22 protein-coding genes are annotated in these 26,635 nt (G+C 43.4%); 13 read left to right on the top strand and 9 right to left on the bottom strand.

The features are described from left to right. The first annotated feature begins 626 nt into the window (after positions 1 to 626). On the top strand, positions 627 to 2,033 hold the full coding sequence (locus tag JMX97_RS05270) for a nucleobase:cation symporter-2 family protein (RefSeq protein ID WP_201555965.1): 1,407 nt from the start codon (positions 627 to 629) through the stop codon (positions 2,031 to 2,033). Between the two features lie 182 nt (positions 2,034 to 2,215). Here JMX97_RS05270 and JMX97_RS05265 read toward each other — a convergent pair whose 3' ends face one another. Then, positions 2,216 to 2,890 (bottom strand): TetR/AcrR family transcriptional regulator, encoded by a 675-nt coding sequence (locus JMX97_RS05265; protein ID WP_201555963.1) that lies wholly within the window; start codon positions 2,888 to 2,890, stop codon positions 2,216 to 2,218. 586 nt (positions 2,891 to 3,476) lie between these two features. Here JMX97_RS05265 and uraD point away from each other — a divergent pair. The 6 genes from uraD (at position 3,477) to JMX97_RS05235 (ending at position 9,200) form a co-directional block, all read left to right on the top strand. Further along, positions 3,477 to 3,998 (top strand): 2-oxo-4-hydroxy-4-carboxy-5-ureidoimidazoline decarboxylase, encoded by a 522-nt coding sequence (uraD, locus tag JMX97_RS05260; RefSeq protein ID WP_201555961.1) that lies wholly within the window; start codon positions 3,477 to 3,479, stop codon positions 3,996 to 3,998. Positions 3,999 to 4,125: 127 nt separating this feature from the next. After that, positions 4,126 to 4,494, top strand: a complete 369-nt coding sequence (gene uraH / locus JMX97_RS05255) for a hydroxyisourate hydrolase (RefSeq protein WP_201555959.1) — start codon at positions 4,126 to 4,128, stop codon at positions 4,492 to 4,494. A gap of 226 nt (positions 4,495 to 4,720) precedes the next feature. Next, the gene (locus tag JMX97_RS05250) at positions 4,721 to 6,007 is read left to right on the top strand and encodes a urate hydroxylase PuuD (RefSeq protein WP_201555951.1); all 1,287 of its coding nucleotides are present in this window, start codon (positions 4,721 to 4,723) and stop codon (positions 6,005 to 6,007) included. Positions 6,008 to 6,243: 236 nt separating this feature from the next. Then, positions 6,244 to 7,224, top strand: a complete 981-nt coding sequence (gene puuE / locus JMX97_RS05245; protein ID WP_201555949.1) for an allantoinase PuuE — start codon at positions 6,244 to 6,246, stop codon at positions 7,222 to 7,224. A 297-nt stretch (positions 7,225 to 7,521) separates the two neighbouring features. Continuing rightward, a complete protein-coding gene (locus JMX97_RS05240) occupies positions 7,522 to 8,082 on the top strand; it encodes an ureidoglycolate lyase (RefSeq protein WP_201555942.1) in 561 nt (186 codons plus the stop codon). 281 nt (positions 8,083 to 8,363) lie between these two features. After that, entirely contained in the window at positions 8,364 to 9,200 is an 837-nt protein-coding gene (locus tag JMX97_RS05235) for a bifunctional allantoicase/(S)-ureidoglycine aminohydrolase (RefSeq protein WP_201555940.1), read from the top strand. Between the two features lie 133 nt (positions 9,201 to 9,333). Here the strand turns inward: JMX97_RS05235 and JMX97_RS05230 are convergent, their stop codons facing one another. The 4 genes from JMX97_RS05230 to JMX97_RS05215 all read right to left on the bottom strand — a co-directional run bounded on the left by JMX97_RS05230 (position 9,334) and on the right by JMX97_RS05215 (position 12,895). Next, complete coding sequence (locus JMX97_RS05230) at positions 9,334 to 10,077, bottom strand: amino acid ABC transporter ATP-binding protein (protein ID WP_201555938.1); 744 nt, start codon at positions 10,075 to 10,077, stop codon at positions 9,334 to 9,336. A gap of 90 nt (positions 10,078 to 10,167) precedes the next feature. After that, positions 10,168 to 10,851, bottom strand: a complete 684-nt coding sequence (locus JMX97_RS05225) for an amino acid ABC transporter permease (protein WP_201556032.1) — start codon at positions 10,849 to 10,851, stop codon at positions 10,168 to 10,170. Positions 10,852 to 10,904: 53 nt separating this feature from the next. Then, positions 10,905 to 11,735 (bottom strand): amino acid ABC transporter substrate-binding protein, encoded by an 831-nt coding sequence (locus JMX97_RS05220; protein WP_201555936.1) that lies wholly within the window; start codon positions 11,733 to 11,735, stop codon positions 10,905 to 10,907. 374 nt (positions 11,736 to 12,109) lie between these two features. Then, the gene (locus JMX97_RS05215) at positions 12,110 to 12,895 is read right to left on the bottom strand and encodes a UTRA domain-containing protein (RefSeq protein WP_413786394.1); all 786 of its coding nucleotides are present in this window, start codon (positions 12,893 to 12,895) and stop codon (positions 12,110 to 12,112) included. Positions 12,896 to 13,264: 369 nt separating this feature from the next. Between JMX97_RS05215 and hutU the strand changes: the two genes are divergently transcribed. From hutU to hutI, 5 genes are all read left to right on the top strand, one after another. Next, positions 13,265 to 15,007, top strand: coding sequence for a urocanate hydratase (gene hutU, locus JMX97_RS05210; RefSeq protein ID WP_201555932.1), 1,743 nt, complete (start codon positions 13,265 to 13,267; stop codon positions 15,005 to 15,007). A 102-nt stretch (positions 15,008 to 15,109) separates the two neighbouring features. After that, positions 15,110 to 16,492, top strand: a complete 1,383-nt coding sequence (locus JMX97_RS05205; protein ID WP_201555930.1) for a YjiH family protein — start codon at positions 15,110 to 15,112, stop codon at positions 16,490 to 16,492. Between the two features lie 74 nt (positions 16,493 to 16,566). Continuing rightward, the gene (hutH, locus tag JMX97_RS05200; RefSeq protein WP_201555923.1) at positions 16,567 to 18,126 is read left to right on the top strand and encodes a histidine ammonia-lyase; all 1,560 of its coding nucleotides are present in this window, start codon (positions 16,567 to 16,569) and stop codon (positions 18,124 to 18,126) included. Between the two features lie 53 nt (positions 18,127 to 18,179). Beyond that, positions 18,180 to 19,232 (top strand): formimidoylglutamase, encoded by a 1,053-nt coding sequence (gene hutG, locus JMX97_RS05195; protein ID WP_201555921.1) that lies wholly within the window; start codon positions 18,180 to 18,182, stop codon positions 19,230 to 19,232. Positions 19,233 to 19,493: 261 nt separating this feature from the next. Beyond that, the gene (gene hutI, locus JMX97_RS05190; RefSeq protein WP_201555919.1) at positions 19,494 to 20,819 is read left to right on the top strand and encodes an imidazolonepropionase; all 1,326 of its coding nucleotides are present in this window, start codon (positions 19,494 to 19,496) and stop codon (positions 20,817 to 20,819) included. 249 nt (positions 20,820 to 21,068) lie between these two features. Here hutI and metE read toward each other — a convergent pair whose 3' ends face one another. The 3 genes from metE to JMX97_RS05180 all read right to left on the bottom strand — a co-directional run bounded on the left by metE (position 21,069) and on the right by JMX97_RS05180 (position 24,374). Next, positions 21,069 to 22,874, bottom strand: a complete 1,806-nt coding sequence (gene metE, locus JMX97_RS05185) for a 5-methyltetrahydropteroyltriglutamate--homocysteine S-methyltransferase (protein ID WP_265089434.1) — start codon at positions 22,872 to 22,874, stop codon at positions 21,069 to 21,071. After that, a complete protein-coding gene (locus JMX97_RS13870) occupies positions 22,834 to 23,481 on the bottom strand; it encodes a hypothetical protein (protein ID WP_265089433.1) in 648 nt (215 codons plus the stop codon). The genes metE and JMX97_RS13870 overlap by 41 nt, the downstream gene beginning before the upstream one ends. 308 nt (positions 23,482 to 23,789) lie before the next feature. Next, positions 23,790 to 24,374 (bottom strand): PepSY domain-containing protein, encoded by a 585-nt coding sequence (locus tag JMX97_RS05180; protein WP_201555917.1) that lies wholly within the window; start codon positions 24,372 to 24,374, stop codon positions 23,790 to 23,792. A gap of 235 nt (positions 24,375 to 24,609) precedes the next feature. Between JMX97_RS05180 and JMX97_RS05175 the strand changes: the two genes are divergently transcribed. After that, entirely contained in the window at positions 24,610 to 25,440 is an 831-nt protein-coding gene (locus JMX97_RS05175; protein ID WP_201555909.1) for a hypothetical protein, read from the top strand. Positions 25,441 to 25,555: 115 nt separating this feature from the next. Here the strand turns inward: JMX97_RS05175 and JMX97_RS05170 are convergent, their stop codons facing one another. Further along, complete coding sequence (locus tag JMX97_RS05170; RefSeq protein WP_201555907.1) at positions 25,556 to 26,602, bottom strand: glycosyltransferase family 2 protein; 1,047 nt, start codon at positions 26,600 to 26,602, stop codon at positions 25,556 to 25,558. Between the last annotated feature and the right edge of the window lie 33 nt (positions 26,603 to 26,635).

Below are 26,635 nucleotides of genomic sequence, written 5' to 3'. Positions count from 1 at the left end.
TATTACTTTGCTTCTGAACATCGTTTATCACTTCATTGTCATTATACGGACATTTTCAATTACTAAACCTGACTCAAGTGTACTTATAGCAACATTTACTTAATTAATTTTAAGCTATGTAAAGTCTACTGATTGTCTAAATGTGCTCAATATCTATGGTATTTATCATTTATTTGGCGCTGCTAATACGTTTATCCATTGAGTATTTTTCATATTATTCATTATATTTATAGGAGTTATATAATATTATATATACAGCTTAGCTTTTACTAGATGTTGATATTAAATGCTTTTTTTAAAATTAAACGCTTATAAACTAAAAAAAACATTGCAATGGCTGTCGCTTTCACTATACCCTACATAATAGCTGACTATTTAGTCAGGTTTTAATCTACGATGATCAATGCAAATAGCCGATAATCATTCGTTATCTTTATTCATTAGCACAAGGAAAAGTGCGTATCTTTGCTGAATCTATAAGATTGGATAGTTATAAGGTTAGATGAACAGACAATACAGTAGGCTAGATGTTGAAACGTAAATTAATATCGACCTATAAATTTGTCATGTTATCCGGGACCTTCAGCACAGATAGGACTGAAAAGTTACTCTAGGAGAAAGCCGTTATGAGTGAAGACACTCAAGGAAACCCTGATTTATTATACGGACTGCATGACCGTCCCACCCCTATAAAAGCATTTTTAGGCGCAATACAGCACGTCCTTGCCGCTTTTGTCGGTGTTATTACCCCTTCGTTGATTATCGGCGGCGCATTGGGTCTAGGGGAACACATTCCCTACCTCATCAGCATGTCTTTGATGGTATCGGGGGTTGCAACCTTTATTCAGACTCGCAAGGTTGGGCCTGTAGGTTCAGGCCTTATGGCACTACAAGGAACCAGCTTTGGTTTCTTAGCAGCGGTACTTGCCGCCGGTTTTGTGGTAAAAAATCGGGGAGGTAGTCCTGAAGAAATCCTCTCAGTCATCTTCGGCGTCTCGTTTCTCGGAGCATTCGTTGAGATTTTCTTAAGCCAATTTATCACTAAACTTAAATCCTTGATGAGCCCTATCGTTACCGGTTGCGTCATCGTCACAATTGGTCTGTCATTAACCAAAGTAGGTCTAACCGATTTGGCAGGCGGCGTGGGTGCTGAGGACTTTGGTAGTATGGAGAATCTATTACTGGGTGGTGGTGTACTGATAAGTGTGGTATTGATCAGTATCGTTAATAATAAAGTCATTCGCTCTAGTGCTATATTTATTGGTCTGATGCTGGGTTTGATAGCGGCGATGTTTATGGGACGTATTGATTTATCATTAGTTTCTGAAGCCGCTATCTTTACCGTACCAGTGCCCTTTAAATTTGGTTTTGGTTTTGACTGGCAGGCTTTTATTCCTATTGCCTTTATGTATATCATTACTAGTATTGAGACCTCAGGTGACTTAACCGCTACCTCAATGATTTCAGGCGAACCTATCAAAGGGCCTTTATACGAAAAACGTATTAAAGGCGGTGTATTAGGGGATGGTGTCAACTCTTTGATTGCCGCGGTATTCAACACTTTTCCAGTGACGACCTTTAGCCAGAATAACGGCGTGATTCAGATGACTGGTATCGCCAGCCGCTATGTGGGCTTTTATGTGGCGGCTATCTTATTCACTATGGGTTTATTCCCTATCCTCGGCGCCATCTTTACTCAGTTGCCAAAGCCCGTTGTTGGCGGTGTGACGCTGTTGATGTTTGCAACCGTGGCGACCGCTGGTATTCGTATTCTATCAACAGTGAACTTTACCCATCGTAATATCTTAATTATTGCGACCTCGCTAGGTCTATCTATGGGTATTGCTTTTGTTCCTGATGTCTTCGCACAAACACCGCAGCTGTTCCGTAATATCTTTGGCTCAGCGGTTACTATGTCAGGCATCGTCGCTATCACTCTTGATATGATTTTACCGAAGAACTATGGTGTTGAGTTTGATACGGCCGAGCAACATGCTGATGATGGCTTAAAGCCCCTCGAAAAGGCCTCTTAGGCTGGACAGACACGGGTATGGCTGTATCGTTAAGGCGATTTTATGAGCGCGGTAGTTATTTTATCTGACCATCGTGCGCCATAATAAATATCTTCAACTATTTATTATCATAAATTAATCACGCCTTAAGCGTGATTTGAACTGGTCGTAGATAAGCGCGTCGTTGTGGACTTATGACAACATTATTCAAGTCCACAGCCGCGTAAGATAAAAGGCACTAAGAAGTCAGCAGCACGCGCTTCGTCTTGTTTATCGTAAGCGTCTCTTTCTAAGAGACCTACGATTTCAGTTTCAAATTCAGCATAGCGCTGGGTCGTTGCCCAAATTAGAATCAGTAGTTGCAAAGGGTCAGCAATTCCAATTTTGCCTTGCTCATGCCATATTTTCATCACTTGCGCCTTATCAAGCGCCCACTCTTTCATAGTCGTTGACATAAAGTCGTGCAAATGTGGTGCGCCGCCAATAACTTCAACCGCAAAAAGCTTATGACGGTTGGGATGAGCAAAGGCTTGATGTAGCTTAGTCCGGACAAACTTTTCAATGACCGTTTTGGGATCACTGTCCACGGTCATGGTAATTAAGCCTTCATTCCACTCCTGAATAATAGAGCGCAGTACGATCTTATATAAGTTTTTTTTATTTTTAAAGTAATAATGGATATTGGCTTTTGGTAAGCCTGCCCGATCAGCAATACCCTGCATGGTGGCACCGCGATAGCTTTGCAGCACGAACTCTTCTTCAGCAGCGGTCAAAATAAGCGCCTGATTATGAGCGCGAATATCTTGTTGAGTGCGATGTGTTGGTAATTCAGAGCTGGACAAGTCAGCTTTTTTCTTATTTTGAACTATAGCAGTCATAATTTAAGCCGTTAGGAAAATTTAATAAAAATTACACTATATTCCAACTGTAGCCTGTCTACTATAAAACCATTACGTTTGTAGCCTCGCAAAACACACTGTGATATGGCTTACGCTTGACTGCCTTATAAAGGTATTATTCTAGTTTGACTATAAAAATTGTAATAAATACAGCTTTTTATGGAACATAGCACGACAAATGGAAAGTTTTTGTATAATATAGTTGACCAAATAGTCAAGTTTTAGCACAATAGACAATATAAACCAAATACGATTTAATTAATATCACTTTAGCATGTGATTTGTTAGGTCACAGTTTTAGTATTCTCTTTAATCGCACGCGTTAAATTCAATCAATAGTGCTTAGCCATCATAGCTGTTTCATTATAATAGTGGCCACAATCTTGAAATAAAGGGCATTGGAATAAAGAACATCAGCTATTAAAGTTTGGACTCAATGCAAAGTACCAGTAAAAAATATAGCCAAAAGAAATATTAAATAAAATGGATATTATCACAACGTCATTGCCCGATAATCTCTAATGGTCAAAATCGGGCTTTTACCATAAAAGAAAAGGATGTCATCGTGAGCTTAACTTTACAGCAATTCAACGAACTTACTCAAGCGGATGTAACCTCACAACTACTAACCTGTTGCACCAGTACCAGCTGGGCGCATAAGCTTGCTAGCGCCCGTCCGTTTACTGATATGGATACGCTACTAACCAGTAGTGATGAAGTATGGGATAAGGTACAAACGAGCGAGGCAGATTTACTAGAAGCCTTTGACGGTCATCCACAAATCGGTAATGTGGACTCTCTAAAAGAGAAGTATCGCAATACTCAAGATAGCGCGGCCCATGAACAGTCAGGTGCAAACGATGCCGAAGACCAAGTACTTGAAGGTTTAGCACAAGGCAATCAAGATTATCTCGACAAGTTTGGTTTTATTTTTATTGTCTTTGCAACTGGCAAGAGCGCGCAGCAAATGCTTGATTTATTGCTGGCACGTTTACCGAATGACCGTAAAGCTGAGCTTGCCAATGCCGCTACTGAACAAAACAAAATCACTCGTTTACGTTTAAATAAACTCTTTGGCCAAGCTTAAATTAAATCGTCGCTAGCTGTTTATTTTAGTTACTTATCTTAGCTATTCACTTTAATTGCTTATTTCAGACACTTATTTTAGTTACTTTATTCAATCATTTTATAAAATACAATACAAAGGAAGCATTATGTCCGCCACCTTATCCTCACATATTTTAGACACTCATCTTGGCAAGCCTGCCGCTGATATAGCCGTTACCCTACATCGCGTTACAGTTAACGGTGAAGCGACTTTATTAGCCAATGGCACCACTAATAACGATGGCCGCGTCACACCAGACAGCTGGCAGTTCGATGCGGCTGTCGATAGCGCTGAATGTAACTTAAGCACTGGTCGTTATACTTTGACCTTTGACACCCAATCTTATTTTGACGCCCAACAACTGACGGCTTTTTATCCGCAAGTTGTGATTGATTTTGTGGTAAGCGATGCCAGTCATTATCACGTGCCGCTACTGTTAAGCGCACATGCCTACAGCACCTATCGTGGCTCGTAGCTTTGTTATCAAAAGATTTATTACTCGCAGCCTTATGTATAAGGCTGCGAGTGCTTTAAACGGTAAGCGGTCGACAATGACGTCAGCTGTTTAACATCACACCTATAACGCTAGTATCACTACCTTGTATCTTCATTTTTTGTACGACAGTCTTGTATAACAATGAAGGTGAGCAAAAGTCGTTACGAGTTACCAAGACATAGTAATAAAAAAGGACACTTACCGCATGGGCGCATATTTTCTCGAATGGCTAAGTCTATTTTTTCGCTGGTTCCACGTCATCGCTGGGGTGGCATGGATTGGTGCTTCATTTTATTTTGTATGGCTAGATCTCAGCTTACGCAAGCCGCCACAGTGGAAAACCGACAAAGGCATTTCAGGCGACTTATGGGCGGTACATGGTGGTGGTTTTTACGAAATTGCCAAATACAAGCTCGAACCGGAAGAGATGCCAAAGACGCTACATTGGTTTAAATGGGAAGCCTATACCACTTGGCTGACTGGTGCGGTCTTGTTGTCTATCGTCTATTATGCCAATGCAACAGCATATCTGATTGATCCAAGCAAAGTTGCATTTACTAATACTGGCGCTATTGCCACCAGCTTACTCTTCTTATTCGGCAGTTACTTTGTTTATGAAGTCATTGTCCGTAGCCGCTTGGGCAAAAACGCGCTAATTTTTAGCTCGCTTATCTTTATTTTATTGATTATTGCCACTTGGGGTTCTTACCAACTGTTTAGTGATCGTGCCGCCTTTATCCATATCGGTGCCATCCTAGGTACCGTAATGGCAGGTAACGTCTTCTTTGGAATTATGCCTGCTCAGCGTGCACTCGTAGATTGCGTACGCCGCGGTGTCAAACCAGGTAAAGAAGTAGCAGACTTGGCGCTGATGGCCAAAAACCGCTCGCTCATGAATAACTACTTTACCTTACCGCTAATCTTTACCATGATTAGTAACCATTATCCAATGATGTATTCGCATGCCCATGGTTGGTTGGTATTAGTATTTGTCGGTATCATTACCGCAACCGTTCGTCACTACTTTAACCAAAAGCATTTGGGTCACAGCAAGCCACGTTTCTTAGTAATTCCTGCGATAGCAACGGTACTATTAATCATTTGGATGCGTCCAGCACCGATTGAGCCGCTACCGGCTTCTCCAGTAGTCGCGGTTGTTCCGGTAGCTGATGCTCCGACGGATACGCCACCAGGGGCTGACGCTAATACAGACATGGCAACTGCTGGAGCCGTGCCCGTTGCCGCCTCAGCTGATGATGCCATTATGGGCATCGTGCAGACACGCTGCAGTACTTGTCATGCCGCTCAGCCTACTCAGGAAGGTTTTGCCGCTCCACCCGCTGGCATTATTTTGCAGACGCCAGAAGATATGAAAGCCCATAAGGCCAAAATCCTGACTGCGGTACAAACAGGCTATATGCCACTTGGTAACATCACTCAGATGACTGATGAAGAACGTCAGCAGGTGTTATCGTATACTTCAGGACTATAATTAGTCATAGCTATTATTCTTCAAAGCTATAGCTTGACAGCTGATGTCAAGCACGCGGCCAGACCGATTTAGGTTGCCGCGTGCTTCATATTATATTGATACGCTAACAAGCTATTCCTGGCTTTTCTTGATACTTCTCCACCTTATCTCGCTTCACCTTATTTTTCTATAAGTTATTTTATTTCGCTTTAAGTTACTCTTTAAGTTACTCTTTAAGTTATAAAGGAACCTTTACAATGACCCAGAAAATCACCAGTGATTTTGATCAGGACGCTTATCCTCGCGACCTAAAAGGCTATGGCGATAATCCACCGAAAGCAAACTGGCCAGGCGGTGCAAAAATTGCGGTTCAGTTTGTACTGAATATTGAAGAAGGCGCAGAAAACAGTGTCATTCACGGTGACGGTCAATCTGAGCGTTTTTTATCGGATGTCCTAGGCACACCTGAGTTTACCAACCGCCACCAGTCTATTGAGTCTGCATTTGAATATGGTAGCCGTGTTGGTGTTTGGCGCGTCCTTGACGTATTTAAAGAATATGGCCTACCCATCACCACCTTTACTTGCGCCGCTGCTGCGGAAAAAACACCGCATATTATCGAGCGCGTATTAGAAGATGGTCATGAAGTAGCCAGTCATGGTCTACGCTGGATTACCTATCAGTATATGTATCGTGAGACCGAACGTGAGCATGTTCGCGCTGCCACTAAAATCTTTGATCGGATGCTTGGCGGACAGCCATTAGGCTGGTACACTGGACGTGATAGCCCCAACACGCGTGAGCTGGTCGCCGAACAAGGCGGTTATATTTATGACTCCGACTCTTACGCTGATGAGCTACCCTACTGGCTCAATGTCAAAGTACAAGACGGCAGCAGTATCACTCGCAAGCCGCACCTAGTTATCCCCTACACGCTTGAAACCAACGATATGCGTTTTGCCTCAAGTCCTGGATTTACCCACGCCGAACCTTTTTATCAATATTTAAAAGACAGTTTTGATACCTTATATGAAGAAGGCGCACATACGCCAAAAATGCTGACCATCGGTCTACACTGCCGGATGATCGGTCGTGCTGGTCGTATTCCAGCCCTCAAGCAATTTTTAAAATATATTACCAGTAAGCCCGATGTTTGGGTATGCCGCCGCGATGAAATCGCTAAGCACTGGTATGAAAATCATCCAGCGACTGCAGACAACACCGCAGACTGGATGTAACCCTAGACAGTTTATTGCTTCAGTGATCCAATTGCTCAAAAACGACATCTTGTGTCCCTATTGGCTTAGTTCAAATAAGCCAGTATTGGCGATACTTGGTCTGATCGTTTAATAATATGTGCAGGAAACTGTGGCTAAACTGCCTAACCGTAACAATCGTGCAGCGCAAGTACAAACGCTCACGAATAAAAACTCGAAGAACCGTAACTCCGTTATCGACTACTGATGATCTATAACTTAATAAGTTGCTAAAACAACTAAATAAATGACATTGCTAACTAACCTAAAGGTGAACTCATGACCACCACAATCATTGCCAAGCCTTTGACCAAGGCTGAATTTACACCATATGGTACGGTAATCGAACCGTATGGCAAGGATGAAGAAACGCCTGAAAACTGCTTTCATATTAATAATGGCTATGCCTGTCGCCATCACGCTATTGCTGAAGCATCACTTGACGGTGGTACGGTTGGGATGAGTATCTTCCGTGCCAAGATGCGTGAATGCCCTATTGCTTTATCAGTGATGGAATATCATCCGTTTGGGTCGCAAGCGTTCTTTTCGATGAATGGTCAGGACTATGTCGTCATTGTTGCCAAAGCTGGTGAGCCGCCAAAGTCTGCGGATGACTTGACGGTATTCTATGCCAAGTCGCATCAAGGCGTGCAGTATGACCCTAATGTCTGGCATCATCCGCTATTAGCCCTTGGCAAAGACTGTGATTTTTTAGTGATTGATCGCATCAATGGCGAAGGCAAGAACTGCTATGAGCTTGATATCGGCGATTGGAATGTTTGCGTTGAGTTAGAAAGCGAACAACCTAAGCCTAATGCTCAAGTAGCAAAGCAAGCTTAGTCGCTATAGTCAGATGATTAATAATTTTGGTGGTGTTCTAAAAAGTATGCTGGCAGCAGTTGTCGATACACAAAATAAAGACGATCCAAACTACCGAGCTATGTCTAACGTCTAACGATTTTGACAATAGCTTAGCCTTTCAAGCTGCACTTGATTTAGTGTTTAAAGGGAAATCCCAGCCAAGCACTTTAAGATAATTACTGAACCTTTGCTCCACGATTCAAAATCAAAGGTTCAGACACAAATTTATCGCAGCACAAAACCACTAAGGAGCATTAACAATGTCTACAAAAAGTACTTATTACGCACCAACTGGCGGATTGCCTCCGCAAACACAGTTACTATCCGATCGCGCTATCTTCACCGAGGGTTATGCGATTATTCCCAAACGTGTACTAACCGACATTGTTATTAGCTATTTACCTTTTTGGGAAGGAATGCGGATGTGGGTGCTTGCACGTCCTTTAACCGGTTTTTCAGAAACCTTCTCACAGTATATCGTCGAAGTTGAGCCTAATGGCGGCTCAGAAAAACCTGAGCTAGATGCAAAGGCCGAAGGTGTTGTATTCATCGTTGAAGGTGAAATGGATATGACTATAGAAGGTGAATCGCATCATCTTGAAGCGGGTGGCTATGCTTTCTTACCGCCGGGATGTAAATGGACGTTAAAAAACAACAGTAGCAAGCACGTTAAATTTCATTGGATCCGCAAAGCTTATCAATTTGTAGAAGGTATTGATGCGCCCGAACCCTTTGTAACAAGCGATCACGATGTTGAAGCTATTGAGATGCCGAACACAGGGGGCGTATGGGCAACCACTAGGTTTACAGAGCAGTCTGATATGCGTCACGACATGCATGTGAATATAGTCACTTTCCAGCCAGGTGGCGTGATTCCATTTGATGAAACTCATGTTATGGAACATGGTTTGTATGTACTAGAAGGTAAAGCCGTATATCACTTAAACGGTGAATGGGTAGAAGTTGAGGCGGGTGATTTTATGTGGCTGCGCGCATTTTGCCCACAATCTTGTTACGCCGGCGGACCTGGTCCATTTAGATACTTACTATATAAAGACGTGAATAGACATATGCCGTTTATTCGCCCAACACGATAAGCAATATAGAGGCATAATCGTTAATTCGAATATGTCATTTATTACTTGTAATAAAAAAGCCTTCTATTTATATGAATAAAAGGCTTTTTTGGCAACTACTACGACGGTGAATGGTTCAATTACTACTTTTCAGTTATTGTTCAATACGCTGTAAGAACGCCTGCGTGCGCGGATGCGTTGATAGCTCAAACATTTGCTCAGCGCTACCTTCTTCAACTATGTGCCCATCCTCAATGAGTACCACATGATCAGCCACATCACGAGCAAAGTTAATCTCGTGGGTAACCACCACCATTGTCCAGCCCTCAGACGCCAGCTGCTTCATGGTGGTTAAGACGTATTGCACTAACTCTGGATCCAGCGCTGAGGTCGGCTCATCAAATAATAGTAACGAAGGCTCGATAGCGAGTGCACGAGCAATACCAATCCGCTGCTGCTGACCGCCAGATAACTGAAAAGGATATAAATCAGCTTTGTCCGACAAGCCCACTTTTGCAAGTAGTGCCAATGCTTGTTTGCGACCTTCTGCTTTACTTTTACCTTGTACCACTACGGGCCCTAAGGTTAAGTTCTCGAGTGCGGTCTTATGCGGAAATAAATTATAGGACTGAAATACCATACCCGACTTACGTTGTAACGCTAATAAGGTTTTCTTCTTAGGCTTAGTGACGAAGTCTACTGTTAAGCTGCCATCATCAAAGGCAATGACGCCTTGATCAGGAATTTCGAGCGCATTTAGACAGCGCAGAAATGTTGTTTTTCCTGAACCCGACGGCCCGAGTATAACCACCACCTTACCTTTATGAATGGTCAAATCAATGCCTTTAAGCACTTGATTGCTACCAAAGGCTTTGTGAATATTGTTGACTTGAATCATAAAAATTCCTATTGCGCGTATCTTGATTATTGTGCGTATCTTGATTATAGCGAATACATTATTAGCAATACAGTGGGGATGGTAAATGGTTTATTTGGCAACATAGCGATCAAGTCTGGTCTCAAGCCTGCCTTGGATAAAGGTTAGGAACAAACAAATACCCCAATAGATAACCGCCGCTTCAGTATAGACCAGCATAAACTCATAGTTACGCGCGGTGATAATTTGCGCCTGCTTAAACAGCTCAGTGACCAACACTAAGGACGCTAAAGACGTGTCTTTTACCAGACTAATAAAGGTATTGGATAACGGCGGTACCGATACCCTGAGCGCTTGTGGCAAAATCACATGTCGAAAGGTTTGTAGATAAGTTAGCCCGACTGTCGAGCCAGCTTCCCACTGTCCTTTTGGAATGGACAAAATAGACGCGCGCACAGTCTCTGACGCATAAGCACCAATATTAAGTGAAAAAGCAATAATTGCTGATGGAAATGGATCGAGCTTAAGTCCTATGCTAGGCAGACCATAGAAGATAATAAACAGCTGCACCAACATCGGCGTGCCGCGTATGGCAGAGACATAAATTCGCGCGAGGCGATAAATAATCTCATGCCACCAGCTAACACGCGGCACGATACGAATCAGCGCCACACTCAAGGCAATACACATTCCTATTGCAAAGGAGATTAATGCTAGCGGTATCGAGTAATAAATACCACCTTTAAGCATCGGCCAAAACGAGGTGATGACAATATGCGCCCGATCAGGGCTCATAAATGGCAATAGTGCTAAGAATTCAGCTAACATTGACGTTATAGAAACTGTCATCAGTCTTGTTTGCTTATATCAGCACCAAAGAAGGTATTACTAAGCTTAGTCAATGTACCATCAGCTTGCAGCGCAGCCATAGCTTCGTCAAGTTTTGCCACTACCGCATCATCGCCTTTAAGAAGTACCAGACCAGAACCACGCTTTTCACTTGCTGGCGCGACCAGTTTAATCTCAAGGCTACTGTCTGGGAACTTTTTAAGATAATCCAACACCGCAAGATTATCGTTCATGGTGAAGTCAGCGCGATCCTGTTTGACCAATTGTATCGCCTGCGCCATCCCATCAACAGGAACGATTTCTGCGCCGTAGCGTTCTGCCAGCTCACCATAATTGCTCGAAAGCGACTGGGCTGAACGCAGACCTTTTAATGCCTCCCATGAGCTATAACGGTTGTCATCGGTTGGTGCAAGCGCAACCGCCCCTGACCAGCTATAGGCGGTCGCTTTATCGTACTTCGCCAAGCGCTCAGGCGTGGTCAAGCTGACTTGGTTGGCTACCATATCAAAGCGCTTCGAATCCAGACCCGCCAGCATCGCATCCCACTGAGTTTCTTTGAAATCAACCGTTACGCCTAATTTATCAGCAACGGCACGCGTCACCTCGACGTCATAACCGGTAAGCTCACCGGACACATCATGATAAGTGAACGGCGGATAAGTGCCTTCGGTACCGACGTTAATAGTACCGCCATTATTGATACGCTGAAGCAAATCTGAGCCACCAGCGGTATTATCAGCATTAGTATTAGCATCGTCAGTATTAGACTGACTACAAGCCGTAAGCAAAAGAGCGCTAACAGCTAGGGTTAACAGGGCGCGACGTTTCATAAGAGGTCCTTATTCGAGTGTATACGGATGAGTAGATAGTGCGAGTAGCAGAGATAAATAACTACTAAGATGTAGATACAACAAGTAGATTTAGCAGCAAAATATGAGCTACGGGTCTTATTCTATTAAATTTATTATATTTTATTCAATTGATTATATTTGCTTTTGGCTGCTTGATTTGAGGATTAAATCTATACTTTTCAATGCTAGTTTTAACATTAAAGCTGTTTTTGAGACGGCAATTTTTAGAGTGGCAAGTTCTGATGGTAAGTTTTAAGGTTAAATACTTTAAAAACGAATGTGATCGACTGTGTCTATACTATCGCGATTGAGATAGAAGGAACGTACAAAAACAGTGAGCATGCGTAAGAATATTATAGCTCCCCTGAGAATTGATACCGATCGCCTGCATGCCACATCTTGACAAAAGTCAATACTTGACCTGATGAATATGTCTGCCGGCTGAGCACTAAGGTTGGTGACTGCGCCTCAACCTGTAAAGCATGGGCGATTTCTTCCGGTGCAGCCAATGCTCGAATAGTATAACTGCCGCGCTCAAGTGGAATTTTGGCAATTAAGTAATCGCTAGTATTAACAATACTAAAGTCCTGCTCGATGAACTTCGGGACTTTTATCGCATCGACCCAGCGCTCTTCAAACTGAATCGGCTGACCATCGGCAAAGTGAATAATCTTTACTTCATATAGAACAGGCGCATCATCGTTATCTAGTTGATTGTTAAGCGCTTGCCCTGTAGGTAAAACTTTCGGCACATCGATATCAAACTTACGGCGTAGGCGCTCATCAAGCATGCTAGCGGTGATACTGCGTTTACTCACCACCCGCGCTTGATAATCACGATTCGCTGACTTTAAGTCCTGCGCAATGTTACGTACTTCAACGAAGGTATGATTAAACTGTTGCTGTGCTACGAAAGTTCCTGATCCTTGTCGACGCTCTAATACTCGTTCTTCGCTTAACTCTTTTAAGGCTCGATTCACGGTCATTCTCGAGACTCCAAACTGCTCAGCTAACGCCATTTCTGTAGAGATGGCCTCGCCTGCTTGCCACTTGCCGCGATGAATATTATCTAATATTGCATTTTTAATGCGTTGATACGCAGGAACTGTCTTTTTTGTGCTCAGTTTGGTCATGCCCATCGTCACCTTTGTCATTTTTACTTTTGTTGTGCCCACTATCGATTATCAATTCTAACTATCAGATTTAGCCTTCAACTTTAACCAGCAATATCAATCACACTAATGCCGCCATAATATCATGGCATCGTCAAAATCATGGTGCTATTCATCGTTCTATAAAAACCACATTGCAAATAATTAAACTCTTGGCTAAAAAAAACTTGCAAGATAAAACAGTCTCTGATAATTTGTATATACAACTTATAAATAATCTTAATATACTAATGCTGTTATTAATCATGCTTCATCAACACCCCCTAAGCAGGTTATTTTAAATAATTCATATTAATAGCCTTTTTGGGCACGAATAGACGACCCCAAGGAACGACGATGATTACTAGTAATAGAACTAATAATAGAACTAATAATGAAGCGACCAACAATAATGAATTTACCCGCCGCGATGAGACTCGTAATATTGCCGCCCCTACTGGTAGCACCTTGCATTGCAAAAGCTGGCTGACCGAAGCACCTTATCGCATGCTACAAAACAATCTGCATCCTGATGTGGCTGAAAATCCTAAAAGCTTGGTGGTTTACGGTGGTATTGGTCGCGCGGCGCGGAATTGGGAAAGCTATGATCAGATTCTAGAGTCTTTAAAAGTCTTAGAAGATGACGAGACGCTACTAGTCCAATCAGGTAAACCAGTGGGTGTCTTTCAGACTCACGAAAATGCACCGCGTGTATTGATTGCCAATTCCAATCTGGTACCGCGCTGGGCGACATGGGAGCATTTCAACGAGCTCGATCGCAAAGACTTGATGATGTATGGGCAGATGACCGCTGGTAGCTGGATATATATTGGCACCCAAGGTATCGTCCAAGGAACCTATGAGACCTTTGTCGAAGCAGGTCGTCAGCATTATGATGGCAGCTGGGTAGGACGCTGGATTTTGACCGCTGGTCTTGGTGGTATGGGCGGCGCGCAGCCATTAGCCGCGACCTTTGCGGGGGCAACTTCATTAAATATTGAATGCCAACAATCCAGTATCGATTTTCGTCTGCGTACCGGCTACGTCGATAAGCAAGCAGATGACTTAGATCACGCTTACGAGCTGATAAAACAGCATACCGATGCTGGTGAAGCGGTGTCTATTGCCCTACTTGGTAACGCCGCCGACATATTATCAGAAATGGTAAAGCGTGCGGATGCAGGTGATATGAAACCAGACTTAGTAACAGACCAAACCTCAGCTCATGACTTAATCAACGGCTATCTCCCTAGTGGTTGGAGTGTGGAAGAGTGGAAAGCGGCGCAAGAAGATCATAATCAACATGCTGCATTGACTAAGGCTGCTGCTGAGTCTTGCGCGGTACACGTACAAGCAATTTTAGACTTGCAAGCTATGAATATCCCAGCGACCGACTATGGTAATAATATTCGCCAAGTGGCGTTTGATGAAGGGGTTAAAGATGCCTTTAACTTTCCAGGCTTTGTGCCCGCTTATATTCGTCCGCTATTTTGCCAAGGTAAAGGCCCGTTTCGCTGGGTCGCTCTATCTGGTGATCCAGAAGATATCTATAAGACCGACCAAAAAATCAAAGAGCTGTTCCCTGAAAATACTCACATCCATCGCTGGCTTGATATGGCAAAAGAGCACATCCAATTTCAAGGATTGCCTGCACGTATCTGCTGGCTAGGTTTGGGTGAGCGTGATAAGGCAGGACTTGCCTTTAATGAAATGGTCAAAAGTGGCGAGCTAAAGGGCCCTATCGTCATCGGCCGTGATCATCTAGATACCGGTTCAGTTGCCAGTCCTAACCGCGAGACGGAAAGTATGAAAGATGGCTCAGATGCGGTATCTGATTGGGCATTATTAAATGGTCTACTAAATGTCGCAGGCGGCGCAACTTGGGTGTCACTGCATCATGGCGGCGGCGTTGGTATGGGCTACTCACAGCATTCGGGTATGGTTATCGTCGCTGACGGTACTGATGCCGCCGCCAAACGCTTAGCTCGAGTATTGGTCAATGATTGCGGTTCAGGCGTGATGCGTCATGCAGATGCCGGCTATGAGCTGGCGATTAAAACCGCTAAAGACTATGGTTTAAATCTTCCCATGATTAAGTAGCTGGCGCTTAAATGAGCAGTGCTTAGGTAGATGATTAGTGCTTAAATATTCATTGCTTAAGTAAGTTAAAAACATAACCGACATTTTATCAAGGAGGATAATATGGCTGAGCAAGATGCCATTAAGCATGGGAAATCTGGGCAACCTGCTAACACTACGCCCGATATGACGCCACCTGAAAAGCTACTATCAACACCTATCGCAATATTACAGCTGATCGTATTTAGTACGATAGGTTTAGTTATGTTTTTTGTGCCATTTACTATCGGTGATAAAAGCACTATTTTGTTTGATCACGGCGCAACTTATCTGGTCATTCAGCAGCACACCCTTGCAGTAGTACTATTATTCTTACTCATGGTCTATGGGGTGGGTAAGCCTTTTTATGATGGCTCGTGGCGTAAAGATATCACCAATACGATATTGACCGTATTTAAAGTCATCGGTCTGGTATTGGCGGTTATGTATGTCACCGGTGCCGCGCCTGACTTTATGATGAAAAAGGACATGCTGCCGTTTTTGTTCGAAAAACTGGCGCTCCCGGTTGGTATGATTGTTCCTATTGGTGCGTTAATCTTAGCATTTTTAGTCGGCTTTGGCCTACTGGAAATGGTTGGGGTATTGATGCAGCCTATCATGAAGCCCATTTGGAAAACTCCAGGTACATCAGCCATTGATGCTGTTGCCTCTTTTGTCGGCAGTTATTCTATTGGCTTATTAATTACTAACCGCGTTTATCTACAAAAACAATACTCTGCTCGTGAAGCCATTATTATTGCGACCGGTTTTTCCACGGTATCAGCGGCATTTATGGTTATTGTCGCCAAAACCTTAGGGTTAATGGAATTCTGGAATATGTTCTTTTGGTCGACGCTCGTGATTACTTTTATTGTCACCGCTATCACTGCTCGTATTCCACCCATCAGTCGCGCTGACAATGAAGTAGAACGTCCAGACTTAACTTATAAAAAAGGTACTCGTCTAGCAGCCGCGTTAGATTTAGGGCTTGCTACCTCACGCCGCGCTACTGATTTCAAACATATCTTATGGTCTAATTTTAGAGACGGCATTATTATGGCTGCCGCCATTGTGCCTTCTATCATTGCTGTCGGCTTGACAGGTTTGTTATTAGCCAAATATACGCCTGTATTTGACGTGCTAGGTTTATTACTTTATCCGTTTACGTGGTTAGGCGGATTGCCAGACCCTTTAGTGGCTGCCAAAGGTATGTCAGCTGGACTTGCTGAGATGTTCTTGCCTGCATTATTGCTAAGTGATGCTGAGATTTTGACCCGCTATGTCGCAGGCGTCATATCAATTAGCAGCATACTGTTCTTTTCAGCAATGATTCCTTGTGTGCTGGCAACCGAAATTCCATTGTCAGTAGGCAAAATGGTCGTTATTTGGTTTCAACGGGTGGTGCTTAGTATTTTATTGGCTGCAGCTTTTGGACAATTAGCCATGTATTTTAGTTGGATTGCCTAGCTACTCTTCACTCAACAATTTTTTATAAGACAAATAAAACGAATTATATAACTAATATAAACAGGAACACTGTTATGACCACAGTAAAAAACCTAATTCTAAACCCGCGCCAATTAAGCTTTGAAATGTTACGCGATATTTATGACCAGCCCGTTACCTTCTCGCTACCCGATAGCGCGTACGACGCGATAGATGCCTCGCACGAAGATGTACGAACCATCATCGCTCGTGATAAAAGTGCCTACGGTATTAATACCGGTTTCGGCTTATTGGCAAAGACGCGAATTAACGATGATCAGCTTGAGCTACTACAGCGCAACCTAATTGTGTCGCACTCTGTTGGTACTGGTGAACCCTTACCAGACGGCGTGGTTCGGCTGATTATGGTCATGAAGGTTGCCAGTCTATCACAAGGCGTTTCTGGAGTACACCGCGCAGTAGTCGATGGTTTATTGGCTTTAATTAACAATCAGATTACCCCGCATATTCCTGTTAAAGGTTCAGTCGGTGCGTCCGGTGATTTAGCGCCTCTGTCCCATATGACCCTAGCGCTAATGGGTGAAGGAGATGTCTATGTCGATGGTAAATGCGTGCCAGCCGCTGACGCTCTAGCACAGCATGGTCTTGAGCCCATTACCCTTGCCGCCAAAGAAGGCCTAGCCTTAATTAATGGTACCCAAGTCTCAACCGCTCTAGCGCTACGGGGCTATTTCTTAGCACGTGACTTATTAGAATCGGCAACTATCGTCGGCTCAATGTCTATCGATGCGGCAAAAGGCTCAGATGCGCCATTCGATGCACGTATTCATGAGGTTCGTGGTCATCATGGGCAAATCGAAATTGCCAAATCGCTTAGAAGTTTGATTGAAGGTAGTGACATTCGCGCTTCACACCAAGGGGAACAAGACGATAGAGTACAAGACCCCTACTGCTTACGTTGTCAGCCACAAGTAATGGGTGCCTGCCTTGATATTATCAATCAAGCGGGCCAAACCTTATTAATTGAAGCCAATGCCGTGACGGATAATCCGCTTATCTTTAATAACGAAGATGGTCCAGTTGCTATCTCAGGTGGTAACTTTCACGCTGAGCCAGTCGCGTTTGCTGCTGATATATTAGCCTTAGCGATTGCTGAGATTGGTTCGATGTCTGAGCGCCGCGTAGCTTTATTAATTGACGCAACCTTATCAGGTCTACCACCGTTCTTAGTCGATAATGCTGGCTTGAACTCCGGCTTTATGATTGCTCACGTTACCGCAGCGGCATTAGCCTCTGAGAATAAGTCCATCGCCCATCCTGGCAGTGTCGATAGCATCCCAACTTCTGCCAATCAAGAAGACCATGTCTCTATGGCAACCTATTGTGCAAGACGTTTATATGAAATGGCGCAAAATACGGCGACCATTATCGGTATCGAGTTATTAGCAGCGGGTCAAGGTATTGATTTTCATCGCGGGCTTGATACCTCAGAGCCATTGACGACAGCTCATCATCTATTACGTAAGCAAGTTACTTTTTATGATAAAGACCGTTACTTAGCTCCAGATATTGAAGCGGCCAAGCAGTTGATACTCAGTCGTTCTTTAACGGAGTATTGGCAGGAAATGCGCAATGACTGGTACCTTTCTAAATAAGGTTCTTTCTAAATAAACAGATATCTTCAAATTCATTTTAAAGGAGATCAGCGATGACTATAACAGCCGTTAGCCAAACTGCTGCTGATATGACACGATGGACAGGACGCTCGGAGCCATTTGAAAGCGAGCGCGCCTGCTATTGGTATCAGCTGGCACAGCCTTATGAGCAGCAGCGTATCGGGCTGGTTGGCTTTGCCTGCGATCAAGGTGTTAGGCGCAATCAAGGACGCGTTGGCGCAAGAGCCGCACCGCCACTGATTCGTAGCGCGTTTGCTAAGCTGCCCGTTATCGCTGAACTACAGCAACGTTTTAATGATGAACTACAGACTTTGTTAGGCGATGCCGGCGATATTCATTGTGATGATGACGATGGTTTTGCCGAGCAACTGCTTGAGCAAGCCCAGCAGCAATATGCCAGTGTTGTCAGTAACGTTATTCAAAGAAGTAGTCTGCCTATTGGTCTTGGCGGCGGACATGCGATGGCCTATGGTAGCTTTTTAGGATTATGGCAGGCGCTTCAGCAGGCTGCTAATGGTAACACCAGTGAAAACAATACGGCCGACATACCGACTACCCCCGTTATTGGCATCATTAACTTTGATGCCCATCTTGATATTCGTCAATCTGATGTGGCCACTTCCGGCACCCCTTTTCGCCAAATCGCAGAACACCTTACTGAATATCAGCAGCCTTTTCACTATTGCTGTATTGGGGTAAGCCGCTTCTCCAACACCGCAGCGCTGTTTGATCGTGCCGACAGTTTGGGTGTGCGCGTTATCAGTGATGAGGACTGCTATTATCAAGCGTGGGAAACACTTGCCGCTCAGATTGAAGCCTTTATCAATCAGGTTGATGTGGTTTATTTGACCATTGATATGGACTGCTTTCCTTCTAGCGTGGTACCTGGAGTCAGCGCACCCGCTGCCTATGGTATCGAGCTGAGCTTCGTTGAGCGGGCTGTCAAAACTATTATGGCGTCCGGAAAAGTAAAAATAGCAGATATCGCTGAGATTAACCCGACCTATGATAGTGACCAACGCAGCTGTAAAGTTGCTGCTCGACTTTTAGCCACCATCATTGAGCAACACCTATTAACTTTATAACTGGCATATAGATTGGCTGTAGTCAGTTCGAAATAAACCAGATACCTATATATTCAATACGAAGTAATAGTCGATACGAAGTAATAGTCGATACGAAGTAAAACAGATATGAATATGAATCCGCGTGACTGATAAAAATTTTCTGGCGTGCTGTTCGCCAGCGTGACAGAGGCTACAAAAATTTCTATCAGTCACACTGTATTTGTTTCAAAGTGAACCGACTATTAGAGACAAATAATTAACCCCTAGCAGGAGTATATTATGACTAACACTACAAACCAGACGACCACTGATACCACAACCATGACATCGTTCGATCAAATTATTATTAATGCCAATCTTGCCACTTTTTCAGCGCATTATGGTTTTGATGTGCATATCGACAGTAAAGAAAACGGTAAATCAACATCGGCAGACCACGCACCTTACGGTCAGTTAGAAAACGCCGCTATCGGTATAAAGGAAGGTACGATTGCGTGGATTGGCTCGAACGAACAGATGACCCCGCATCTTTCTCATTATCAAGCCGCTCAAATCAAAGATGCTGTGGGCAACTGGATAACACCAGGGCTAATCGACTGTCATACCCACCTAGTCTATGCCGGTAATCGCAGCAATGAATTTGAGGCACGTCTACACGGCGCCAGTTACCAAGATATTGCAGCACAAGGCGGCGGTATTGTCGCGACCGTCAGTGCGACTCGCGCAGCCAGTATTGAGGAGATATTTGCCCAAAGTGAAAAACGTCTTCTAGCGCTTATAAAAGAAGGCGTGACCAGTATCGAAATCAAATCCGGCTATGGTCTGGACTTAGATACTGAACGCAAAATGCTCACCGTTGCACGTCAACTTGGTGACAAATACGACATTCATGTCAGCACATCCTACTTAGCCGCTCATGCTTTGCCACCTGAGTATAAAGACCGTGCGGACGACTACATTGAGCAAGTCTGCGAGTGGCTGCCGATCCTACATAAAGAAGGTCTAGTCGATGCGGTTGATGGATTTTGTGAAAATATTGCTTTTAGCTCAGAGCAAATCAGACGCGTTTTTGAAGTTGCCCGCTCATTAGGTCTCCCTGTTAAACTCCATTCTGAGCAGCTGTCTGATATAGGCGGTAGTGCCTTAGTTGCCGAATACCAAGGCCTATCAAGCGATCACTTAGAGCATTTATCAGAGGCAGATATTGAAAAAATGGCAGCCAGTAATACTGTTGCGGTGCTATTACCCGGTGCCTTTTATACTTTGCGTGATACCAAGCTACCACCGATAGATGCGCTGCGTAAGCATCAAGTTGCTATCGCTATTTCAACCGACTGTAATCCGGGCACGTCACCGCTGACATCGCTATTACTCGCGATGAATATGGGCTGTACGCTGTTTTATTTAACCCCTGAAGAGGTGTTAGCAGGAGCTACTATTAATGCTGCTCAAGCACTAGGGTTGTCTAAAAAGGGCCGGATAGAAGTAGGCTGTGATGCTGATCTAGCGCTTTGGGATATAACCCGCCCTGCGGACTTGTGCTATCAAATTGGGCTCAACCCTATTGAGGATATTATGCGTCAAGGTCAGTGGAGTAAAGGCTAGTGTCGAAATATCTGAACCCACTCTGCAACGAATAAAATGTGGTTGGGAGAAATTTCTGCAGCCTCTGGAGTGACGCAGTCACACAGCAAGCAAGGAAATTTTTACCAGCTACATGAACCCATAGCTCTATTTTGTTTAATACTAAATGTACAAGTCTCATATTTGGTTCACTATCCAAGAAAAGCCCCAATCAATTAATGATTGAGGCTTTTTGGTTTATAAGAATAAAAAACTTATAACGCTAAAAACTTAGGCGACGTATTTTTTACGGACGATATGAGTCATCTCGACCATGTTACGCAGCTGTTGACGTACTTCTTCCCAGTTACGCGTTTTTAGACCACAATCTGGGTTGATCCATAAGCGCTCAATCGGAATGTACTTTTGGGCTTCATCGATTACAATCTGCATAGCATCGCTATCAGGCGCGCGCGGGCTATGAATGTCATAGACGCCTGGGCCGATAGCATTTTGATAGCCGCGTTCAGTATTGGTAGAACCATCGGCCCCATCAATATTGCCGTCAACTTTAAAAGCGTCTAGCAATTGCAAGCCTGAGCGTGCTGTTTCAATCGTGATAACGTCAGCATCCATGGCAGAGATATGATGCAAGCAATCATGGAAGCTTGAATAACACATGTGGGTATGAATCTGAGTTTCAGGCTGGGCAGAGCTGGCAGAATGCTTAAAGCTATCGACCGCTTGCTTCCAGTAGCTCGCATGTTCAGCTTGCTTTAACGGTAAGCCTTCACGGAATGCCGGCTCATCAATCTGAATAATACCAATTCCTGCGTCTTGTAAATCACTGACTTCTTGATTAATCGCTTCGGCAATTTGTAAGCGCAAGATATCACGGGTGGCTGCATCGCTTGGCGCAAACGACCAGTTCAACATGGTTACTGGCCCGGTCAACATGCCTTTCATTGGCTTGTTGGTTAGGCTTTGCGCGTAGCTGATCCAGTCGACGGTCATGGCTTTTGGACGGCTAATGTCACCTACCACGATTGGTGGACGGACACAGCGCGTACCGTAGCTTTGTACCCAACCATTTTTAGCCAACCAAAAACCATCTAAGTACTGAGCAAAATATTCAACCATGTCCGTACGTTCGGCTTCACCGTGAACTAATACATCCAAACCTAACTCTTCTTGGTCGGTCACACACTGACGAATCTCAGCTTTCATGGCGTCTTGATAATCGCTATCGCTCAACTCACCATTGTTCCATTGGCGGCGGGCTTTACGAATTTCAGCGGTCTGCGGGAATGAACCAATCGTAGTCGTTGGTAATAATGGCAAATTAAGCTTGGCTTCCTGCTTAGCATAACGGTCGCTAAACACACCGTCGCGAACTTGCGCGTCTGACTGAGTTGGCGACAAACTAATATCTGTTGCGGTGACATCAGGTTGTAGCTCACCTGTTGCTAATTTGGCACAAATAACGACTTCGCTTAGTTTCTGCTTGGCAAAGGCCAGTTTGCCCTTCAAATTTTCAGGAACATCTTCTGAGGTTAAATCAACGGGTAAATGTAGTAATGAAGAACCAGTACCAACCCATAAACGTTGATTGTCTTTGCCATCACCAGTTTTAGGCTGATTATGATAGGTATTTAAGCGCTCATTGGCCTCTGTTAAGATATCTTGCACTCGAGCTTGGTCAGTGGTCCAGACACTTAGACCGTCGACGACGCCGATAGACAGCAGTTTATGACTTGGCAGATGATCAATTACTTGCGTCACATATTGCTTAGGCTGACTTGAACGGGTGATATCGATATGGATGCCACTAACGGGTAAGTTACAAGCAATATGACAGTTATTGCCCAAGGTATCAAAGTAGTTGGCAACGATAATTTGTGGCGGTGTTTGTTGTAGGCCGTTATAGGCACGCTCAAACGCTTGCTGCCACTGACCGTCTAAATCCAATGACAAGATAGGTTCATCCATCTGTACCCAATCAACACCTTGCTCGCCCAACTGATTTAACAAATCAGCATAAACTGGCAGCAATTTATCAAGATGTTCCAGCTTGATAAACTGGCAGCAATTTATCAAGATGTTCCAGCTTGTCATCAAGCTTTGAGAAAGCCAAATATAGAAAGCTTACCGGACCAACCAATACTACTTTTAATGCTTTATCGGTTTTACCGCTGTTTTCAATAATGGCTTTAGCATCTGTAACTTGCTTAAATACTTGGGTAAAATCCGTATTACTAAAGTCTTCATCGGCTTCTAATTCAGGTACTAAGTAATGATAGTTGGTATCAAACCATTTAGTCATTTGCCAAGCCGCATTGTCTTCATACTGACCCGTATGGTCACGACCACGAGCAAAGTAGAACTGACGATCAAAGGTATCTAAAGTTTCGGCACCAGCAAAACGAGGTGGCTGCACACCGAAGGCGACAGCTTGGCTTAGCACTAGGTCATAATGGGCAAAATCGCCCGTAGTGATAACATCAAGGCCCGCATCGATTTGGTCTTGGATATTGGTAGTAAAGACTTCTGCTAGCGCAGCTTGGGTAGTCGCCTTGTCTTTTTTACCTTTCCAGTAATGCTCTAATGCAAATTTGGTTTGACGCTTATCGCCGATACGTGGGTAGCCTAGGATATGGCCAGGTACGGTATTTTTCGAGATAGATTGTGGGATTGAGGTAGTCATGTGTTACTCCATACTTATATTTGAGATAAAATACTCAGTATTTAAGTAATGTGATGAATATATTTTATGAAGTAATCATAGCTGATTGTTTAGATGAATAAAAATCAATTTACTTAACTTAAGATGAATATTACTAATGTTGATATTTTAGCTGAGTCTCTCTATTCTTTTTCCCACCTAGAACACTTTTAACCATGTTTAACTTTCCTATAAAAAAAGACACCTGCTAGCAACTACTAACAGATGTCTTTTTGATTTTTTTAAATTTCTCTACTTTTAATAGCGTCTTGTTTATCTATTTTTTGATCTTATTTTTTAACCTTACTATTGAATATCTCACCTGTGTTGGCATTAACGTTTAGCTCAACGATATGGTCTTCTTTAAGCATTTCAATTTCGTAATATGAGGTATGGTCATTATAATCACGGTCATTTTTAAATTCGATTTCTATTACACGGCCCCCTGTTTTTTTCTCAGCAATACTCATAGCTTTCATAATATTGAAGTTTGCTTGCTTGAGGGTCTTATAGTCAGCAACGTCGCCACTATCTAGACGACCAGTTTCAATAGTAATGATTTTACCAGTGTTAGCATCGACTTTAATTTCATAATTTTGACTTTCTGTACTAAATTCTATCTCATAGACACCGCCTTGTGCCTTATCGTCATTATTATCGAACTCAGCACTGATAAGCGTTCCTAAGGCCTTCTTATTCGCGATTTTAATCGCTTGTTTTAAGCTAATTTTACTTGTTTGAGCAGCACGCACTTCGCTTGATTTTGTGGTCTGAGTAGCCGCGCTTACTGTGGTACTTAGCAGGCCGGCAGTTAACGCTACTGTGAGACAAGCGCTTAATATTGTTGGCTGAAAGCTTTTTAATATTATTTTCATGATGTTATCTCCTTGACTGTATTATTAATTTTTGATACTAATCTTTGATATTGGTATCATTATACGTCTGCCTAGAGGCAACTTTGAGTCAAAAAAGTATCGTAATGTAGCATCAATGTGTTATGAACCGCTGACCCATACATACTCGTTTTATTTGAGTCAGCAAACGGTATAATATGCTCCCTAATTTATTATCGTTTTACTCGTTTCTTCTTACTAGGCCACTCATGCTCCTATGCTAAATACCTCACTAAATATGCCAGACTTACTGTCCGATAAAAGTACAAATAACGATAACAGCTCTTGTTTTGACCTTGCTATCCATTCTGAAGCGGCGGTTGCTTTTGATAGTTTACCGTCTGTCATCCAAGATGCCTTAGCGCAACAAAAGCGTATTGTATGTATCGCTAACAATCCTTCTATAGATAGATCAAGCCTTGAGGTCTTGCTGCAACCGACAGATATGTTGGTGTTGTTTAATGATTTCATTCATGCTGATTTTTTTGTAAATCATCCACTAGCGCGTGCTCTGCCCAAACTGTTATTTTTTCGCCAGATGGGCGATAGCAAGCTACATTTTGGCTTACCACCCAGAAGTAACAAGGTGACTGCTATTAACGAGATGGCTAAGCACGCCCCGCTTGGGCTGCTATCTAGTAATGTCCACTATCAGTTCCCATTGCCAGATGAAGACCCAAGTCCGCATGACGATCCAGTGACTGCAAGCCGGATATTAACTATTCCAGAGGCGTTAAAACATTTATTGAATAGTGATGAGCATTGTCGCGTGCTCTCAGAGCGGCATCCAGTAGTCGCCGATTATCCTCACTTTTCTGACATTCATTCATCTGCGCCGTCGTCAGGTTTTTTGTTATATCGACTGCTATTAGCAGCGCGTATGCATGTGCAGCAGCTGCAAAATTCTACAGTGCCGCTACAGATAGTGATGATTGGCTTTAATGATGAAGATAAAACCGAGCATTTTTGGCAGGGACACAACTGGAAGTTTGAACGTCAAGAGATGGCAAAAGTACCTTATGGTGTGGACGTTATTCGCCAGTATTAAAAGCTGCGATATAAAGATCTAGGTTACGGTGCAACACTAGATGATGAATCAAGGGGCTTAACCTCGTAACTAAACGCTCTCAACCAACCGATAGAAATTTCAGAAGTTAAATCATCTAAACATAAGGCGCATCGGGGCAATGCGCTGCTTCAATTTCAACCGCACTTGGCTGACGAATGATACCAATCGGATCTGTCTGTTCCGCCTGCCAATGAATCAGCGCCATATATGCAAACTCCGTAAGCCAACCCGCCATTGGCCAATGTTGCCATTTATCGTAGAATCGATTGGCATTAACGACAATGCTGTCCAAATGGTTGAGCGGCGGTCGATAAACGCTGTGCTGTTGGTGATAAATCACATCAGCCGTTAAGTAAAAGTCGATATTTAAGGCGCGCGCCGTAAAAGCAAAATCAGTATCTTCAGCCCCATAGCCAACATAATGCGTATCAAAACCGCCAATCTGCTCAAATTTCGATTGCGATATGGCAAAGCATAAACTCCAAAATGCGCCATAATCTTGGGTCTGCTCAATGGGCGTTTGCTTATCGTTTTCAGCTACTCCATCGTCAATGACCAACTCAAAGTTATAGCGATAAGGATTATAGACGGACAGTTTATCTAAATTTTCTTTGGGTAATTTACCTTGCTGTAGCTGCGCTCCCTCGGCATCTGTTAAAGGTCGAGTAAGATAACGTGGCTGACCCATCAGCAACGCATCAGGATGCGCTTGTAATTTAGCATTTAACTGCTCAATGAAGGTTGGCGCAACAATACAATCGACATCTAAAAATATTAGCGCGTCATGTTTGGCATGGGCAGCCCCACTATTACGATTACGGCCGATATCAAATCCGGTCTTAAGCACTGTCTCTATATCTGTATCTATCTTTGGCGTGTTAAAGTCACTTTCCAATAATGCACCAGCGGTCGTTGGTATTTGTACAATATTTAAAGGAAATTGAGCCAGCCACTCAGGGTCAGCATCGTCGTTTACAATAATGACTTCATCAGGTCTAACGCTACTTTGCGCTAGACTACTGAGCAGATTATAGAGATGACGGTTACGGCCATCACAGGTAGTAATTACACTAACAGGGATGGTTGTAGAAGTAGCTGTCGGGTTGTTGACTGTCAGCTCATTTGTTGTCACTAAGGTCATTGACTGTCTCTTTTATAATGCTTATTTATTATC

The organism is Psychrobacter sp. 72-O-c, assembly GCF_904846605.1.
Lineage (GTDB): Bacteria > Pseudomonadota > Gammaproteobacteria > Pseudomonadales > Moraxellaceae > Psychrobacter.
This window is presented reverse-complemented; position numbering and strand designations above follow the sequence as displayed.